Genomic DNA, 17,532 nt, shown 5'->3' on the forward strand with positions numbered 1-17,532 from the left:
AGTAGATTAAACTTAAGCAAAGGCAATAGCTAAAAACGTCAGGGTGATTCTATGTTTCTTTTGTCTCTACACACCATATTACTAATTGCAAACGTAGAGTAAACGGAGTCACAGGTGAATAGTAGTAATAATGATATCTTCTCTTTTGCAGGGGAAGTAATGATTCCACAGGCTCCTCCTGGTTTCAGGTCAGGCTTTATCGGTATTGTTGGTCGTCCCAATGTCGGTAAATCTACGTTGATGAATCAGTTAGTTGGACAAAAAATAGCCATTACATCACCAGTAGCCCAAACTACACGCAATCGATTGCGGGGCATATTAACCACAAAAGAGGCACAATTAATTTTTGTGGATACACCAGGAATTCATAAACCTCATCATCAGTTGGGTGAAGTGCTGGTGCAAAATGCCAAAATAGCGATTGAATCTGTGGATGTGGTGCTATTTGTAGTTGATGCTACAACTTTTTGTGGTGCAGGTGATCGCTACATTGCCGATTTACTGAGTCGCAGCAGCACACCTGTAATTTTAGGTCTAAACAAAATCGACCAACAGGTAGCTAATTCCTTGGCTATAGATGAAAGTTACACGCAGTTAGCAAATGCTCATCAATGGCAGACGGTAAAATTTTCTGCCAAAACAGGTACAGGATTAGGCGAATTACAACAATTACTAATTCAAAATATAGAACCCGGGCCTTACTACTATCCTCCCGACTTAGTTACCGATCAACCAGAACGCTTTATCATGGGCGAATTAATTCGAGAACAGATTTTGCTGTTAACGCGCGAAGAAATTCCCCATTCTGTAGCAATATCCATCGATAAAGTAGAAGAAACAACAACTATTACCCGCGTATTAGCCACGATTCACGTCGAACGTGATTCTCAAAAAGGAATTCTCATTGGTAAAGGTGGTTCGATGCTGAAAGCCGTTGGTAGTGCAGCCAGAGAACAAATTCAAAAGTTAATTGCAGGCAAAGTTTACCTAGAATTATTTGTGAAAGTGCAACCAAAATGGCGTCAGTCACGCATTCGTTTAGCAGAATTCGGATATCGGGTAGAAGAGTAAAGTTGATTGTTGGTGAGTCCAGCCCCCCAAAAAGGCGGTTCCCGTCACGTAGACGCGCTTTACACGGCTTAAGGTAAGGGTAGGGGGACTGGCGTAGACGCCCAAAGGGCGGCTTCAAAGTAGAGTACCCGTTCCCCTTCAAGGGGTTCTTGAAGGGTAGGGTTGTTGTTTGTTGTTTGGATAAATAACTAACTACTAACCAATAACAATTGACAATTAACAATTGACGATTAACAAAATTAATTATGTCTATTGATACTTCTATTAATCTGCCTCCAGATGCTGCACCATTACAAGTATTAATCATTGAAGATGATCCGATGATGCTATTGGGTTTAGAACAGTCGCTGATGGCGCATCCCCAGTTGGAAATTATTGGACAAGCTGAAGATGGCTATTTGGGTGTACAAGCGGCATTGAAACTCAAACCAGATGTAGTAGTAATGGATATTGGCTTACCCCGTTTAGATGGAATTGCAGCGACACAACAAATCAAAGCTGCATTACCCAACACTCATGTGGTGATGCTGACGTCTCATAAAACAGAAACGGAAATTATTGCTGCTTTATCTAGTGGCGCTGATGCATATTGTATTAAAGGAGCTAGTGTAGAGCGACTTTTAAGTGCGATCGCAGCTGCTGTGGAAGGTGCAACTTACCTTGATCCCCAAATTGCCAGACAAGTAATTGAAAATCTCAAACCACCTTCCCCTAAAAGCAATGTAGCCCATCTTTCTGAACGCGAATTAGAAGTTTTGAAACTGATGGTAGAAGGCTATAGCAACCCAGAGATTGCTGAAAAACTCTACCTCAGCCCCAACACTGTGAAAACTCATGTCCGGGGAATCATGAATAAATTATCTGTTGATGATCGTGTACAGGCTGCTGTTGTAGCCTTGCGTTCCGGATTGGTTTAAATCAGTGAACAGTTATCAGTGAACAAAAATATTTTAGTTAAAAGAGATTACATCGTTCTAGATAGTAATTGTCTTGAACACGTTGCAAATCTTCTGCAATTTGACAAGCAGTGTGACGACATCTATTACTCATATTGAAATGAGATTCGGATTCAGGACGAGAATTATGTGGAATCCAGTTGTTGCTGTCAGTGTTGAAAATCAACAAGAACATGAGTTTGCCCAAAATTCCGCAAGATTTCCAGTGTAGAACTGACAGCAGTGATAGCACCTCACCCAGTAGATATCATCTCATTGGGTGAAGTAGTTAGTGGGTAGAGACGCGATGTTCCTCGCGTCTGTACATTAGCAGTTAGTAGTTAGTAGTTTTTTACCACTAACCACTAACCACTAACCAACAACAAATCAATGATGTATTTCCAAATTGAGAATATAGCATCCCAATTGGACTTTTCCTGCCCATAACTCATACTCCACTCGTAAATGTTCTGGCAGTGGGTGTCCGTTTAGGGTTAGGTTACGAGTAAAATTACGTAAGCGAATTGGTTGGTTGGGTTGTAGGGACTCATTTGGCAACCAATAGCGGGTAATGCCGTATACACCCCGTTCCCAAAAATGTCGGTAACTCAACTGAGCATTACCTTGCATAGTCATAGTAACTCGGTAAGGGGAAATCTCCAGCCATAATACCCTGGGACTACTGGAATTTAGTGCCTCTTTACTGTTGGTTACAGTCGGTGCTGTCAACAGTAAATGAAAGCGATCGCGATCTTTTTGATACAGTGTTGCGGCAGTTTCAACAACAGACCAGAGTGGCAGATCTGTAGAAATAAGTGATAAGCACACGGGCTTGCGGTGATGTGTCAGCATGGGAGCGATAGAGGCTAGAAGCTAAGGAGTAAAACGAAATCAAATATCAGGTGATCGACAATTAATGGTAAGCAACGGAACCTTGTTTAGCTAGACTTGGATCAACTGGACAAATTGGGTTTAAAACAAGCTAAGATACCAATCTATGCAGCCTTGATGGGGCTTTTTCTAAATTTAGCTTTCGCAAATGATAGTTTACGTGGTTGCAATGTGTTGTAACTAAAGTAAATACACTTGTACTTAAACCGCTTTTAGCTCAGGGAAACTTGCTGGTAACATTATAAGGAAGTCAGACTCGTTGTAGAAGCGCAAAACGTGACTTCCTGAAGTATTCAAACACTACTGACTAACAGGGAACAGGGAAAGCGGAACTGGGAACAAGGAACATATTTATAGAGAATGTGTAATTAATTTTGTTTAGTACTTAAATAGACTCTGAGCGTATTTGATTAATTTTCATGCAAAAGAAAGCGATAGGATACTAGCGAGGAAGTAACTAGCAGTAGCTCAATTCAGTGAGCAGTGAACAGTTATTCAGTGATCAATTGGTATCTGATAACTGATAACTGATAACTGTTAAAGCTTTTGCTATCGGTCAACTTCCGATGCAGTCACAAGTCAGTTTATCCTAATGTCGCATTCTGTTATCACCTTAGAAACTAAAGAAAACGTTTCGCAAAACTTAATTATTCAGCCGTATACTTCTGGATTATCTTTACAAGGTCAAATTCAGATTCCGGGAGATAAATCTATCTCTCATCGTGCTTTGATGTTGGGTGCGATCGCTCAAGGTCAAACCCAAATCAAAGGGTTACTTTTAGGTGAAGATCCTTGCAGCACTGCTAGCTGTTTCCAAGCAATGGGGGCAGAAATTTCTGAGTTGAATAGTGAACTTGTAACAGTTACAGGTATTGGTTTGGGCAATTTACAAGAACCAACAGATGTGTTGAATGCTGGTAATTCAGGTACAACGATACGATTAATGTTGGGATTATTAGCATCCCATCCAGGACGCTTTTTTACTGTTACAGGTGATAGTTCTTTGCGATCGCGTCCGATGTCTCGTGTGGTTAAGCCACTACAACAGATGGGGGCGCAAATTTGGGGACGTAAAGACGCTTCTTTAGCACCTTTGGCCATTTCTGGACAGGCTCTCAAACCAATTCATTATCACTCTCCTATTGCTTCTGCTCAAGTCAAATCCTGTATTTTGCTGGCAGGTTTGCTAACACAAGGACAAACTACTGTGACTGAACCAGCCCTTTCCCGCGATCATAGTGAAAGAATGCTCAGGGCCTTTGGGGCAAAATTAGATATTGATCCCCAAACTCATAGTGTGACAATTACAGGCCCTGCTCAACTAGTTGGACAAACAGTAATTGTTCCTGGGGATATCAGTTCCGCAGCCTTTTGGTTAGTAGCTGGGGCAATTGTACCAAATTCCGAGTTAGTGATTGAGAATGTCGGCGTTAATCCGACTCGTACAGGTATTTTAGAAGCTTTAGCAATGATGGGGGCAGATATTCAAAGGTTGAATGAACGGGAAGTTGCTGGTGAACCAGTAGCCGATTTGCGGGTGCGTTCCAGTCGTTTACAAAGTTGCATAATTGCTGGGGAAATCATACCCAGGCTGATTGATGAAATCCCAATTTTAGCAGTAGCTTCAGTATTTGCTACGGGTACAACTGTAATCAAAGATGCGGCAGAATTACGGGTTAAAGAAAGCGATCGCATTGCTGTTATGGCTCAGCAACTAAATAAGATGGGAGCAAAAGTAACTGAACTAACTGATGGGATGGAAATCACTGGTGGAACTCCCCTAGTTGGAACAGATGTAGATAGTTATACAGATCATCGCATTGCCATGAGTTTAGCGATCGCTGCTTTAGCTGCCACTGGTACAACTACCATCCAACGTGCAGAAGCAGCAAGTATCTCCTATCCAAATTTTGTCCCCACCCTGAAAACAGTCATCAGTCAATAGTCAATAGTCCATCGTCAATCGTCATTAGTCATTAATCACTTTTATTCTCCCCACCTCCCCATCACCCCACACTCCCCACCTCTCGCTCCCCGAACAGATAGACAGTCTCAAAGAAAAATTCTACAATCGGACTGAGAGCAGTAAATTGACTCATTGTACAATTAACATAAAAATGGTAGAGACTGTCCTGTGATTACCCTCGCTTGTGGAATCACTTAATAATAGAAGAAAGTATTTTAGTAGAGGGCAACAAGCAAAATGGATGTAAAGCTAATATTAATCGCACTGACTGCAATTTTTACTGTATCATGCTTGTTCTTTGGCACTAAAAACGGGTTCTACGATTCTGACAACTACCACGGCAATGGCTCTGCACATTGATAGAAATACAGCTAAAGGCAATCGCCCCTAATCTGTCTAATCAGGACTTCATGATGACCCACGTTTTCTTAAATCAGTAAACAGTGATCAAGCTTTGGTACTGACCCTCCCCATAGTGGAAGACTCAACCCAGGTAATAGAACTGATAACTGATAACTGTTCTGTGAAGACTTCCTCCCCCACAGCAAATCCGCTTTCCAAGGGCGTAGGGGCGTAAGTTAGGAAATTAGCCCCTAGATAAAGTGATAAATATTTTCGTAAAAGTTCTTGGTTTGTTGGAAATATTCATAAAAATGAGTTCGGCGGGGAGGAAAGCATGAGCGATCGTCTGTCAGTATCCTCGCGTATGGATTCAGGGGAAGTAGCAAGTGAGTTAGAATGTGTACCCTATGGTGTCAACCACACTGATGAAGGTGTGTGTTTGTTAGTGCGAATGGGACCACACCGCTTTTTACTAGACTGTGGTTTGGCAGATATTTCGCCTATTCTGAAAGAAGTTACAAAGTCAGCACGGCGGGGTAGTTCGCCTCTACCTGCTGACTTTGTTTTTGTAAGTCATGCTCACCCAGATCACGCCAGGGGTTTGCTGACACTACATCAAGCTTTTCCTCTGTTACCCATCTACGCTAGTGAGGTAACTAGTAAGTTACTGCCGTTAAATTGGCTTGATCAAGATAGTCAAGAATTATCACAATTTTGTCAGGCTTTGCCTTTGCGATCGCCACTAGAAGTAAAAGATGGTCTGGTGGTGGAATTATTTCCGGCGGGACATTTACCAGGGGCTGCGGCAATTCTATTTACCTATGTTACCCCACAGCGTACCTATAAGTTATTGTATACTGGTGACTTTTTCTTATCTAACTCACGATTAGTGGAGGGTTTGCGCTTAGAAGAATTGCGGGGATTGGAGTTAGATGTGCTAATTATTGAAGGGACGTATGGTACTTCTCGTCACCCTCACCGTCGTAACCAAGAAAATCAACTAGCAGAAAGAATTAATCGGGCGATCGCTGACCGTTACTCTGTACTTATGCCTACACCTGCTTTAGGGTTGGGTCAAGAACTATTAATGCTTTTACGCAGCCATCATCACTTTACAGGTCGTGACCTTGATATCTGGGTTAACGGTGCTGTTGCTACTGGCTGTGATGCCTATTTAGAGTTATTACCCCACTTTCCGCCCTCGGTACAAAATTTTGCCCGTCATCAACCATTATTTTGGGATGAACGGATACGTCCTCGTGTCCGGCGTTTGCAGCCACACCAGCGTGCAACTGTCGGTAAGTTTCCTTGTATTATCGTCACCGACTCTACAGTTGACCTGAGTCAGTACATGCAACCTGATACAGGGCCCTGGCTGATTCTCTTACCAGAAAAAACTGACATAAAAATTAATTATGAACAGTTTCCCGGAATTGTCACTCTTGAAAGCTATCTACTTGCCCAACATAGTGATGGCCCCGGTACTACTCAACTAATTCATAATTTGCGACCTCAGCATGTCATCTTTGTTCATGCTTCTCCTACCTATTTGGCAGACTTGACTAGCTTGGAGGAATTGCAAAATCGTTACCACGTACATTCTCCAGAAGTAGGGACATTGGTAGAACTACTGATTGGTGAAACATTTTTACAACCAGCTGCGCCAGAAACGAATTATGAAGGTGAACTCACCGAGTTAGAAACGGTTGTAACGATTGCCCTTCCTGATGCGATTACAGCTGATCCCCGTTGGCAACAATTTGCTGATACAGGTTTAATAGAAGCCCGTTGGCAAGGAGAAGAACTAGTATTGCGGGGGTTGTCACAACGAGAACTTTTGAATCAAAGTAGCGATCGCTATGTGTGGTCTGATGTAGACTGCTGCGGAACCTGCCGACATCAAAGGGGACAACGGTGCTGGAATCCCGCGTCCCCTTTATATAACTTCAAAGTAACCCTTGATGGTTACTGTCCAGCTTTTGAGCGTGGCAGTGATAGTTAATAGTACTTATTTATTAGTTAGTTGTTAGTAGTTAGTAGGTCTACTAACCACTAACCACCAACCAGCTAGTCTGGATTAGAATCTGTGTAACGATTGCGGATACGTTCTACCTCTGGACAGTCTTCGGTCAACAAAGGTTCAACATTGCCACGCGGCACGGAAGCTAATTTCTGAGTTATGGCACCAATACTTTCAAGACGAACCATTTCCTCCCAAGAACAGATTTCCTCGTCTTCTTCTGTTTCATAGCGTAGGGTAACTAAATCTCCCTCTATATCGATGATGCGGGCGCGTTCAATCCAGCGTTGCTGGTCCCGCAAGAACACACATACCTCCCGCCCATCGCAACACAGTTGATAAATCTTGCGGTGTAGCATCTACTGCTTCTGCCTTTTTAAATCTAGTTAAATCTGTTAACATCTGGGTTTTATTCCCCAATTTATAGCACTCTTTTTGGGTTGATGAAAATTAACCCTTATTAAAGATGCTCTGTTTGACCCAAACCCAAGACTTGCTTGTGGTTATCAACCAATGGAAATTTTGAATCATCAATTTAAAGTTGGCTTGTGTTTATTTCACCAACTTAACCCCACCTGTTGAGGCCATTCAGGGAATGTTCATCTCACATAAGTCACATAATTCAGGAGTTAAGCTGACCAGGTCGATAGTATTCGCTGGTGAGTCCTTAGTATCATTATGTAATAAAAGATACTTAAAAACAAGCTTAGGTTGCAGTTGTCGAAGTTGCCTACTTGTATTCATTGGCATTGCTGGGAAGTCTGGGGACTCGGCTTTACTTTTATCCCTACGTAATTGATCTTAGCTTATTCTCTAGTAACCTTCATGCTTTTAAACAACTAATGCTTAATAAAAAGTCAAAAATGAGCCTTTGCGGTGATGAGGCAGCATCCTACAGTACGAGTTGAGTGTGCTAATCTACAGGTTAAGAGCATTGTAGCACTTGACATTGGGTTGTAGCGACTGTCTTCACGCTTTGGAGGCATAAAGCCCCATAAGGCCAATAGTCAATAGGTCAAGGGTTTCCCTGAGTTTTGCTTATTAGTTTCTTTTGTAGTATTTGGGACATTCCATGACCAGATTTGAAGAAGCTTCTCGCTTAATACGACCCGCACGAACAGCATCTAATAATATTGAAAGGGCGGTTAAATCCTCTGGCTGATAGCTTTTTGTCGCCAGCATTTGATGAAGAAGACCCTCGGATTCAACACTAAGATATCCTGTTTCAAAAGCAGATTCAATAAGTGCGCGGATCATTGTGATTAGAGCATAATTTGGCGATTCTTTTCTCTACTGTGGAATAAATTCATCTTTATTGAGTTGATACAGATCAGCAAATATAAGTGATTGGAGTTGAAATTTGATGTGATTAAAATCACATCTCTTCTCTAACCGTTGCTAAGCGCTTCTAAGACGAGTATTTTGTATATTTTAGTTCGATTAAAATTTTCTATATTTGATTTATATTCGTTCTATTTTGGTAAATTTTAATACTATAAATTAAGTATTAATTCTAGATAGAAAGAGTTCAATAAACTACTATAATATTTAAAATTTTTAATTTTATATACGCTGAGGATGTGATGAGCAAATAAGATTACACGTAGTTCATCGAATAAACAAGCGGAAATCCTCATCTTGTTGACTTAACTCTACCCAATCGAGATTTAAGGTACAGAACTTCTGCACTAGACGAGCGCAAGCAGGACGTTCGGTAGCATAATGACCAGCATCAACTAAAATTAAACCGCGATCGCGGCTTTCTTGAAACTGATGAAACTTACAATCAGAAGTTAGATAGACTTGAGCGCCAGTTTTGACTACTGCCGAGATAAAACTTGCTCCCGAACCTCCTAAGACTGCTACTTTGTTAATTTTTTGCTGCAAATCTACTGTAGGAGAAACAATCACAGAAGGAGAGTTTAGCCGAGATTGAATTATTGTTAGTAAATTCCGCAATCCTAAAGCAGGTTGTAAAACACCAACACGCCCGTAACCCAAACCTGCTTGTGTGGGTACTATTGGAGAAACTTGTTCAAGTTCCAAGATTTGCGCCAAAACATCAGCAGTACCATCTTGAACTTGATCAAAATTAGTGTGAGCAGTGTAAATACCAATATTGTGGGTAAAAGCTAACCGCGCCATTTCCGCAATCGGGTTGCCACCGCACAGAGACTTTGGCGGATTAAAGATAAGGGGATGGTGGGCAAAAATTAGATTTACAGAGATACCAGCTTTTCGATAAGCGATCGCTTCCTCCATCACTGCCAAAGTCGGTGTCAGACAAACTAGAACCCTTGCTTGTTCCTTTAATACACCCGGTTCAATTTGCCAGCCACAATTATCCCAGCTTTCTTGCCAAGCTGGATTTGCCCATTCTTCAAACCAAGCTACTAAATCAGCGATTTTCATTTGTCAATGGTCAATGGTCAATTGTTATTAGTCAAAAGTTACTATTTATTCTCCTCACACTCCCCATCTCCCCACCTCCCCATCTCCCCACCTCCCCACCTCCCCACTCAGCTACCCAGAAATATGAACTACTAATTCCCTATTATGACTATGTTGGCGATGTTCCCAAATGTAGATGCCTTGCCAAGTTCCCAAAACTAAGTGGCCTCTGTTAATGGGGATGGTTTCTGATGTGTGAGTGAGGGCGGTACGTATATGTGCTGGCATATCGTCTGATCCTTCAGTATCGTGAATATACTGAGCTGATTCTGGCACAAGTTTTGCCATAAAATTTGCTAAATCTCTAAGTACATCTGGGTCAGCGTTTTCTTGTATCAGCAAACTAGCAGAAGTGTGGCGCAAAAACAAAGTGCAAAGTCCTGTTTCAACTCCTGACTCTGCGACTATGGCTTCAATTTTGGCGGTAATGTTGTGCAAGGATTTGCCAGTGGTGGAAATTCTGAGCAACTTTTGGTAGTGAGCCATCTAAATAACTATCAATTCTAGGCTTGTACTAGAGGAACAATAATCTCCTAACTCTAATTTATCATTCATAATTTTCCTCCAGTTCTGATTAAAGACTTTTAGAAACTGCATATGAATACGGTAATTACTTATTGAGTATCTGTGCATTGTTACACACTAGTGGAAATTACGGTTGTTCTGTTGTTGCTTGCTAGTTAAACTGAGGGTAATTAGTGAGTGCTTCTGCTCACTTTTGGCATCAACAGATTCATCAGGGACATCTACGAATTAAGCACACGAGCTGCGAATTCTTGAATAAAAGTCAAACTGTCTGTGGAAGACAGGCGGCTGCGCGGGTTCCTCCTTGAGAGGATAAACGGTGTAAACCGAAAGACGCTGTATAAGGCCATCATCGGGTTTAGTCCCGAACTCCTAGCAATAGGAATCCCCAACGTGGCAACGGCGAATGAGACGCGAAGCCATACCTTCGTCAAAGACAAGGTATGGTACTTCACATTCCTCCGCTCTTCTAGGGCAGAGGATTTTTAATATTAATTTAGTTATTTGTTGGTGGTTAGTGGTTAGTAGTGAAACATTCCAAAAAACAATCAACCACCAACAAAACTTAAAACCTCATGGGCAATGGCTTCGTTACCATCCTTTGCAATGGGTTCTGAAGAAAGTGGTTGTTGGAGTGGTTGCAGTAAGAACTCCCAATTACCATCAAAAAATTCTGATGGCGTCAGGATTTGATGCTGATTGTACAGAGAAATCCCTGCTAACAAAAAGGCTGCTTCTGCAAAATCATCACGGGTGATAGATACGATTGGTACACCTAAGCGAGTGGCTTCGGCAAAAGTACTGAAACCAGGTTTAGAGACAACTCGCCCGCAAATAGGCATAAAATCCACAGGGCGGTATTTATGATCATCAATTTTGATGATATTGGGTAAATCTAGGGCCGATTGGTCAAAGGTGATGAATTGCCAGTCTGAAAATTTTTGCAGATGTTTGTAAGGAATTTGTTGCAAACCCAAACCACCAAAAGTAAGTAAGATGGTTTTTTCTTTTGGTGCAGTAATCCCCCAAATGGCTCGAATTTGCTCGGTAGAGTAATGGGGAGAACCACCCGTTAAGCCGACATCAGTAATATTGCTGAATGCTGCCATTGGTTCATAAAAAGGAAGACGAAACAAGCGATCGCATTGACTGTAGCAATCACTAATCCAATCAGCAACCTCACTAAAGGTGCTACCCCAACTTCTATAAATAAAATCAAAGCCGAAATTACTTATCATCCAGCAGGGAACACCAGCAACTTTGGCAAATTTTGTCGCTAAAAAGGGAATATCTGCCAGAATCAGCTGCACACGATTTTGGCGAATAAAGTTGACTTCCGAAGCAATAATAGAGTTTTGATTCTTTTTAATATTTAGCAACTTTTCTAATGTTGTTGCTTTATCCATGGCCAAGCTATCTTTTTGCACCACACCTACATCAAATCCACGGGGACGATGAATAAAATCACCTTCAATGTAAGACTCTAGTAACCACCGTGGAGCAGTTGACACAATAATTAGTAAGATTTCTGGACATAACTTTTGGATAGTGGCTGCAACTGCTGCGCTGCGAGTAGCATGACCAAAACCGTGATTAGTAATCGCTATGTATAAAATGGGACGTTTCATTGGAGATAAGGAGATGGGGAGTGTGGGGAGTGGGAGGAGTAGTAAGTCATTAACAACTAATAACTAACTACTAACTACTAACTACTAACTACTAATGTACAGACGCGAGGAACATCGCGTCTCTACCCACTAACCACTAACCACTAACTACTAACTACTAACTAATAACCATTCCTGAATTCCTTCAATTAGTTGGTCAATTTCCAACTCAAGTGTAAAGTAGTGGACACAAGCACGTATACAACTTGGATCAGCAATTGTGCGAGTGAATATTTTTTTTGATTGTAAAAACTCTACTAGTTGTCGATGAGCTTGGGGAGTCTTTTGGGTAAGTTGAAACGAGACTAAACCACTCTCAGGAGGCGATGTCCGCAAGGGAATCACATTAGGTAGCGCTGCTAAACGTCGCCACAGGTATTCGCTGTGATGACAAATTTGCTGATAGCGTTCTTGTGCTGTTCCCCATTGCTGATGAATGGCGATCGCTTGCCTTAAGCCTGCGTAAAGCGGATAGTTAGAAGTAGCAACTTCATAACGTTTTCCGTCTGGATGCCAATCTACAGGCTTACCTTGACTGTCTGTAATAATGCTACGCCAACCGATAAATGTGGGTTTTAAACTGTCTCTCACTTGGGGTCGTACGTATAAACCGCCTACACCGCCAGGCCCGCACAACCACTTGTGACCAGTAAAAGCATAAAAATCTACCTCTAATTCAGTTAAATTCAATGGCAATGAACCAACAGACTGGGCAGCGTCTACTAAAAGTCTAGTTTGATTAGCTGTGCATATTTTAGAAATTTTGTCAAGAGGTAAAACTTGACCAGTATTCCAGAGGATATGACTTAAAACTAGCAAGCGGGTATTTGAGCGTAAGTGTTGGGCAATAACTGCCACTGGATCACCGTCATTTAACGTTGCTATCAAAGGACAGATAGTAACTTCAACTGCGAATCTGCGTCCGATTTCTTGGGCGATGGCTACAATACCTGGATGTTCACAGTCAGTTAATAACAGGTGATCTCCTGAGTTCCAGTCGATACCCCACATAGCAATATTGCAACCAACAGTGACATCCTCAGTAATTGTAATCGTTGCGGGAGGCACATGTAACTCAGCAGCGATCGCTACTTTAATAGCTTTTGTTTCCTCATCAATCCAACTACCTACCTCAGTGCCAAAAGGCCCGATTTCCTGTATATAATTTTGAGCTTGAGTAATCGCATCCATTGCCACTTGAGGCATTGGACCTTGACCACCATAGTTAAAATAAGTTTTATTCTCTAAAGCTGGAAACTGCTGTCGATAAAGATGCAACCTGTTCATAGTCAATGGTCAATAGTCAATGGTCAATAGTCATTAGTCATTAGTCATTTTCTCCTCACACTCCACCCTTACCTTAAGCCTATGAGCGTGTCTACATACTCCCCACACTCCCCATCTCCCCTAATCCCCACCTCCCGATCCCACTTCACCGCAAACGTAACACCCAGAAATTGTGTAGAATTTCTGGGTGTAACTAGTAGGTTTTGAAATTTCCTACCTTAGTTTTTTAAGTTATATCTATGTTCTCACAAGCTGATTTTATCCAATACGCCCAATGGTCAGGTATTATCACCTTAGTATTTGCTGTTCTAGCAGTCTTGGGTTTTATTTTTAAATGGGGTCTGCGCTTTCGGCTAGTGGGTACAACAGGCTTTATGCTAGTGCTGACAGTTGGTTTATTTTCCCTCTCCTTAGCACCTTTGACACGCACAGTCATTCCGGGAGCAGTACGGTACAATTTGGTCTACGATAATGGTTCAACACAAACTGTAATTGCTATCTCTCCTCAAATCAGTCCTACCCAATTAGAAGCAACTTTACGCCAAGCAGCCAGTGATTTATATTCTTACGGTCGCTTAGGTAGACCTGGTGACAACCAGTTGACTATTCGCGCTCGTACAATCATACATCCGGAGCCAGGAGTGTCAGTACCACTCTATTTAGGTCAAGTCAAGCGATCGCTTGCTAGTCGTGAAGATCCACAAATGACAATTGACATTTACCAAGATAAATTTGCCCAACTGCCAAAATCTAATTCCTCATCTTAGGATAGGAAGTGTAATTCAGTTATCAGTTATCAGTTCTCAAATTCTATTGCTTACTGCGGCTGGTACTGAATTCTAACCAATAACCACTAACAACTAACAACTAACAACCAACTACTAACCATTTCATCTATTGTGGAATTTGGCTTAAAGTACACCAAGTAACTTCATCAATAATGCCGGTGTCAGGGAGATTATTACGTACTTGCCAGCTTTGCACGGCTGACTCTGTAATTGATCCAAACTCACCGTCAACGTAGCCTACATAATCTTGAGTAGATTTCAGAATACGTTGTACCTTCATTACCAATTCTCCCTGACTGCCTTTTTGCAATTTCGGTAAATTTACTGGCCCTCCTTTGTACAATGCTTGCCAAGTATTATCGTCAACAATGCCATCTTCTGGCAAAAAAACTTGACGCTGAAATTGTCTGACGCTTTCTTGTGTAATTTCTTCAAAAACGCCATCAATTTTACCAGCATAAATACTTAAATTAGTTAAAAGTTGTTGTAGCTCCTCCACCGCTTCACCATTGGAACCTAATTGCAACTCTGGTTTGTTTTGCTTAGGCTGTGCTATTTCTGGTATGCTGTTGCCGCTATCACTTGTTAATTGCATATTCCTACTCCTTGGGAGCGGTATTTATTACAGTGTAATTTTTTAAGCATCAACTTGCATCACTCAAGTGGGGTACTTCAACCGTTACTTTACGGAAGCCTTTACCCGGTATAAAAGAGCTAGTCCAGTGCCTCAGCATCACACTATCTCCTCAAGAGCGCACTGATTGTACTTGAAGAAGTATATTTTTTGTGTTTTATAATACATAATTGATTATTATTTGGTTAAAATATTAATTTACTTATCAAAACTGCTACAAAACTTGCAATTAAAGGCAGGTTTTACAACCTGTTTTTACTCACAGTAGTAGGTAGTCTGAAGATTATAAGCAATCTTTTATATTGAGAAGTTTTCCAAAATATCTAGAAATGTTACTGTTAATTCATTAGTTATATGCCTATTCATTTTTCAGAAAAGTTGTCTACTCAAACTCCTCCTTTGTTAATACCGCTAACGGTAGCGCCAGCAAAAGTAATCCGTGGTTCTCAAATCTTGACACAGGTATCTGAGGAAATTACCCGCTTGGGTCATCGTCCATTGATTGTAACTGGCAATCATACCCAAAAAGCCATCCAACCCCATCTGCAACCACTGTTGGAACAGCAGCAGTTACAATTTGCCTTTAGTGAGTATACTCCAGATTGTAGCGAAGCGAGTCTAAAAGCTTTAAGGGCTGCGGTTAAGGAACATAAAGCTGATGTAATTATCGGCATAGGTGGCGGAAAAGCGCTGGATACAGCAAAATTGCTTGCACATCAGTTGCACTTACCAGTGGTAACAATTCCGACTTCAGCAGCTACCTGTGCTGCTTGGACTGCACTCTCGAATGTGTACTCTGCTCAGGGGGCTTTTTTATATGATGTGGTATTGGATCGCTGTCCTGATTTATTGATTCTTGATTATGATTTAATTCTCACTGCACCACCACGCACTCTAGTAGCGGGTATAGGAGATGCGATCGCGAAGTGGTATGAAGCTTCAGTTAGTAGTGGACACTCGGAACAAACTTTAACTATTGCTGCTGTGCAACAAGCACGGGTATTGCGAGATATCCTCTTCCAAAAATCTGCTCTTGCCCTTCAACAACCCGGAAGCGAAGTGTGGCAGCAAGTTGTAGACGCCACTGTTTTATTAGCTGGGGTGATTGGTGGTGTTGGTGGCGCTCAGTGTCGCACTGTTGCCGCTCACGCCGTACATAATGGTTTAACGCACATTTGTAAAAGTGGCAGTATTCACGGTGAAAAGGTTGCCTATGGTATTTTAGTGCAACTGCGTTTAGAAGAGATGATCCAAGGCAATCAACTAGCAGCAGCAGCACGGCAACAATTATTGAAATTTTATGCCGAAATTGGACTGCCGCAGACATTTAGTGATTTAGGGTTGAACTGTGTCACTTTGGGCGAGTTGCAAAAAGCGGCAGAAATAGCCCTTACTCCTAATTCTGACATTCATAGGCTACCGTTTAAAGTCACATTAGAACAATTAATGGCGGCAATGGTTTCTACTACTGCACCAGTAGATAATAAAGATTCTATTCATCGTGTCTCAACGAGAGAAATTCATGAACAAGTTGAACACTAAATTGGGGATCGGGGATCGGGGATAAGGGAGATGGGGAGTGTGAGAGGTGGAGGAATTACTACTAACCACTAATGTACAGACGCGAGGAACATCGCGTCTCTACCCACTAACCACCAACTATTAACTACTAACCACTAACCACTAACTAATAACTAAATAAATTAACTGCATCGGAACTACATCAATGAACTTGCATTGGATCGCCCCAGCCGGACGCATACAAAAATTACCAGCCTATCCATTTGCCCGTTTGGATGAACTCAAAAATAAAGCACGGGAACAAGGGCTGGATTTAATTGATTTGGGCATGGGCAACCCAGATGGTGCTACACCGCAGCCAGTTATAGAAGCTGCTGTTACTGCTTTGCAAAATCCCAGTAATCACGGCTATCCTCCCTTTGAGGGAACTGCAAGTTTCCGCCGTGCGATCACTAGTTGGTATCAGCGTCGTTATGGAGTTGTTTTAGATTCAGATAGCGAAGCTTTACCACTACTGGGTTCTAAGGAAGGATTAGCACATTTGGCATTGGCATACATCAATCCTGGTGATGTGGTATTAGTACCATCACCTTCCTACCCGGTTCATTTTCGTGGCCCGGTAATTGCTGGGGGAAATGTCCACAGTTTGGTTCTCAAACCAGAAAATGACTGGTTAATTGATTTGACAGCAATTCCTGACACTGTTGCTCAACAGGCAAAAATACTTTATTTTAATTACCCCAGCAATCCCACTGCCGCAACTGCACCCCGCGAATTTTTTGAAGAAATCGTTGCCTTTGCCAGAAAATACGAAATTCTTTTGGTGCATGATTTGTGTTATGCCGAGTTAGCTTTTGATGGCTATCAACCAACCAGCTTGTTAGAAATTCCCGGTGCGAAAGATATTGGTGTGGAGTTCCACACTATGTCCAAGACCTATAATATGGCGGGTTGGCGTGTGGGGTTTGTGGTGGGCAATCGTCATGTCATTCAAGGTTTGCGGACGCTCAAAACTAACCTGGATTACGGTATTTTCGCAGCCTTACAAGCAGCTGCCGAAACTGCTTTACAACTACCAGATTCTTATTTACAAGAAGTCCAAACTCGCTACCGTACGCGTCGTGATTTTCTCATTCAAGGCTTGACAGAATTAGGTTGGGATATTCCCAAAACCAAAGCAACAATGTATTTATGGGTTCCTTGTTCTGAGGGAATGAGTTCCACAGACTTTGCCTTGTGGGTGTTGCAACAAACTGGCGTAGTTGTCACTCCTGGTAATGCCTTTGGCAGTGGCGGTGAAGGGTACGTGCGAATTAGTTTAATTGCTGATTGCGATTGCTTGGGTGAAGTCTTACACAGATTCCAACAAGCTAATATCCGTTATCAAACCGAGGCTGTCGTTTCTAGTTCAAAATAGAGAAGGCGTACCCTCAT

The 17,532-nt window shown here is 41.9% G+C and carries 15 protein-coding genes; 7 read left to right on the top strand and 8 right to left on the bottom strand.

Annotated elements, in window-relative coordinates; translation table 11 throughout:
* Positions 1-159: 159 nt before the first annotated feature.
* Positions 160-1,071, top strand: a complete 912-nt coding sequence (gene era / locus RS893_RS14400; protein ID WP_315791978.1) for a GTPase Era — start codon at positions 160-162, stop codon at positions 1,069-1,071.
* A 245-nt stretch (positions 1,072-1,316) separates the two neighbouring features.
* Positions 1,317-1,988 (top strand): response regulator transcription factor, encoded by a 672-nt coding sequence (locus RS893_RS14405; protein WP_315791759.1) that lies wholly within the window; start codon positions 1,317-1,319, stop codon positions 1,986-1,988.
* Between the two features lie 405 nt (positions 1,989-2,393).
* Here RS893_RS14405 and RS893_RS14410 read toward each other — a convergent pair whose 3' ends face one another.
* Positions 2,394-2,858 carry a hypothetical protein gene (locus RS893_RS14410; protein WP_315791760.1) on the bottom strand — a complete coding sequence of 155 codons (465 nt, stop codon included), beginning with the start codon at positions 2,856-2,858 and terminating at the stop codon, positions 2,394-2,396.
* 631 nt (positions 2,859-3,489) lie between these two features.
* Between RS893_RS14410 and aroA the strand changes: the two genes are divergently transcribed.
* On the top strand, positions 3,490-4,842 hold the full coding sequence (gene aroA, locus RS893_RS14415) for a 3-phosphoshikimate 1-carboxyvinyltransferase (protein ID WP_315791761.1): 1,353 nt from the start codon (positions 3,490-3,492) through the stop codon (positions 4,840-4,842).
* 697 nt (positions 4,843-5,539) lie between these two features.
* On the top strand, positions 5,540-7,207 hold the full coding sequence (locus tag RS893_RS14420) for an MBL fold metallo-hydrolase (protein ID WP_315791762.1): 1,668 nt from the start codon (positions 5,540-5,542) through the stop codon (positions 7,205-7,207).
* Between the two features lie 65 nt (positions 7,208-7,272).
* Here RS893_RS14420 and RS893_RS14425 read toward each other — a convergent pair whose 3' ends face one another.
* The 6 genes from RS893_RS14425 to RS893_RS14450 form a co-directional block, all read right to left on the bottom strand.
* Positions 7,273-7,584: a DUF6679 family protein gene (locus tag RS893_RS14425; RefSeq protein WP_016868657.1), complete on the bottom strand. Its 312-nt coding sequence runs from the start codon at positions 7,582-7,584 to the stop codon at positions 7,273-7,275.
* A 682-nt stretch (positions 7,585-8,266) separates the two neighbouring features.
* The gene (locus tag RS893_RS14430; RefSeq protein WP_315791763.1) at positions 8,267-8,482 is read right to left on the bottom strand and encodes a hypothetical protein; all 216 of its coding nucleotides are present in this window, start codon (positions 8,480-8,482) and stop codon (positions 8,267-8,269) included.
* Between the two features lie 351 nt (positions 8,483-8,833).
* On the bottom strand, positions 8,834-9,637 hold the full coding sequence (locus RS893_RS14435; protein ID WP_315791764.1) for a Nif3-like dinuclear metal center hexameric protein: 804 nt from the start codon (positions 9,635-9,637) through the stop codon (positions 8,834-8,836).
* Between the two features lie 111 nt (positions 9,638-9,748).
* Positions 9,749-10,162 carry a secondary thiamine-phosphate synthase enzyme YjbQ gene (locus tag RS893_RS14440; protein ID WP_315791765.1) on the bottom strand — a complete coding sequence of 138 codons (414 nt, stop codon included), beginning with the start codon at positions 10,160-10,162 and terminating at the stop codon, positions 9,749-9,751.
* A gap of 587 nt (positions 10,163-10,749) precedes the next feature.
* On the bottom strand, positions 10,750-11,829 hold the full coding sequence (locus RS893_RS14445; protein ID WP_315791766.1) for a glycosyl transferase: 1,080 nt from the start codon (positions 11,827-11,829) through the stop codon (positions 10,750-10,752).
* 150 nt (positions 11,830-11,979) lie between these two features.
* Positions 11,980-13,155 (bottom strand): aminotransferase class V-fold PLP-dependent enzyme, encoded by a 1,176-nt coding sequence (locus RS893_RS14450; RefSeq protein WP_315791767.1) that lies wholly within the window; start codon positions 13,153-13,155, stop codon positions 11,980-11,982.
* Positions 13,156-13,394: 239 nt separating this feature from the next.
* Between RS893_RS14450 and RS893_RS14455 the strand changes: the two genes are divergently transcribed.
* Positions 13,395-13,922 carry a Ycf51 family protein gene (locus RS893_RS14455; RefSeq protein ID WP_315791768.1) on the top strand — a complete coding sequence of 176 codons (528 nt, stop codon included), beginning with the start codon at positions 13,395-13,397 and terminating at the stop codon, positions 13,920-13,922.
* A 127-nt stretch (positions 13,923-14,049) separates the two neighbouring features.
* Here RS893_RS14455 and RS893_RS14460 read toward each other — a convergent pair whose 3' ends face one another.
* Positions 14,050-14,538 (bottom strand): peptidoglycan-binding protein, encoded by a 489-nt coding sequence (locus tag RS893_RS14460; protein ID WP_315791769.1) that lies wholly within the window; start codon positions 14,536-14,538, stop codon positions 14,050-14,052.
* Between the two features lie 393 nt (positions 14,539-14,931).
* On the opposite strand from RS893_RS14460, the gene RS893_RS14465 reads away from it, so the two are divergent.
* Together RS893_RS14465 and RS893_RS14470 are read left to right on the top strand one after the other, a co-directional pair.
* Entirely contained in the window at positions 14,932-16,119 is a 1,188-nt protein-coding gene (locus RS893_RS14465; protein ID WP_315791770.1) for an iron-containing alcohol dehydrogenase family protein, read from the top strand.
* A gap of 184 nt (positions 16,120-16,303) precedes the next feature.
* Entirely contained in the window at positions 16,304-17,515 is a 1,212-nt protein-coding gene (locus RS893_RS14470; protein ID WP_315791771.1) for an aspartate aminotransferase, read from the top strand.
* Positions 17,516-17,532 lie beyond the last annotated feature (17 nt).

The organism is Fischerella sp. JS2 (assembly GCF_032393985.1).
Taxonomy (GTDB): Bacteria; Cyanobacteriota; Cyanobacteriia; order Cyanobacteriales; family Nostocaceae; genus Fischerella.

Excerpts from the sequence above, each read along its gene's own strand:
- RS893_RS14465 (WP_315791770.1), top strand. The coding sequence starts at position 14,932 with ATGCCTATTCATTTTTCAGAAAAGTTGTCTACTCAAACTCCTCCTTTG.
- RS893_RS14410 (WP_315791760.1), bottom strand. The coding sequence starts at position 2,858 with ATGCTGACACATCACCGCAAGCCCGTGTGCTTATCACTTATTTCTACA.
- RS893_RS14460 (WP_315791769.1), bottom strand. The coding sequence starts at position 14,538 with ATGCAATTAACAAGTGATAGCGGCAACAGCATACCAGAAATAGCACAG.
- RS893_RS14470 (WP_315791771.1), top strand. The coding sequence starts at position 16,304 with ATGAACTTGCATTGGATCGCCCCAGCCGGACGCATACAAAAATTACCA.
- RS893_RS14445 (WP_315791766.1), bottom strand. The coding sequence starts at position 11,829 with ATGAAACGTCCCATTTTATACATAGCGATTACTAATCACGGTTTTGGT.
- RS893_RS14440 (WP_315791765.1), bottom strand. The coding sequence starts at position 10,162 with ATGGCTCACTACCAAAAGTTGCTCAGAATTTCCACCACTGGCAAATCC.
- aroA (WP_315791761.1), top strand. The coding sequence starts at position 3,490 with ATGTCGCATTCTGTTATCACCTTAGAAACTAAAGAAAACGTTTCGCAA.
- RS893_RS14435 (WP_315791764.1), bottom strand. The coding sequence starts at position 9,637 with ATGAAAATCGCTGATTTAGTAGCTTGGTTTGAAGAATGGGCAAATCCA.
- RS893_RS14450 (WP_315791767.1), bottom strand. The coding sequence starts at position 13,155 with ATGAACAGGTTGCATCTTTATCGACAGCAGTTTCCAGCTTTAGAGAAT.
- RS893_RS14455 (WP_315791768.1), top strand. The coding sequence starts at position 13,395 with ATGTTCTCACAAGCTGATTTTATCCAATACGCCCAATGGTCAGGTATT.
- RS893_RS14405 (WP_315791759.1), top strand. The coding sequence starts at position 1,317 with ATGTCTATTGATACTTCTATTAATCTGCCTCCAGATGCTGCACCATTA.
- era (WP_315791978.1), top strand. The coding sequence starts at position 160 with ATGATTCCACAGGCTCCTCCTGGTTTCAGGTCAGGCTTTATCGGTATT.
- RS893_RS14420 (WP_315791762.1), top strand. The coding sequence starts at position 5,540 with ATGAGCGATCGTCTGTCAGTATCCTCGCGTATGGATTCAGGGGAAGTA.
- RS893_RS14425 (WP_016868657.1), bottom strand. The coding sequence starts at position 7,584 with ATGCTACACCGCAAGATTTATCAACTGTGTTGCGATGGGCGGGAGGTA.
- RS893_RS14430 (WP_315791763.1), bottom strand. The coding sequence starts at position 8,482 with ATGATCCGCGCACTTATTGAATCTGCTTTTGAAACAGGATATCTTAGT.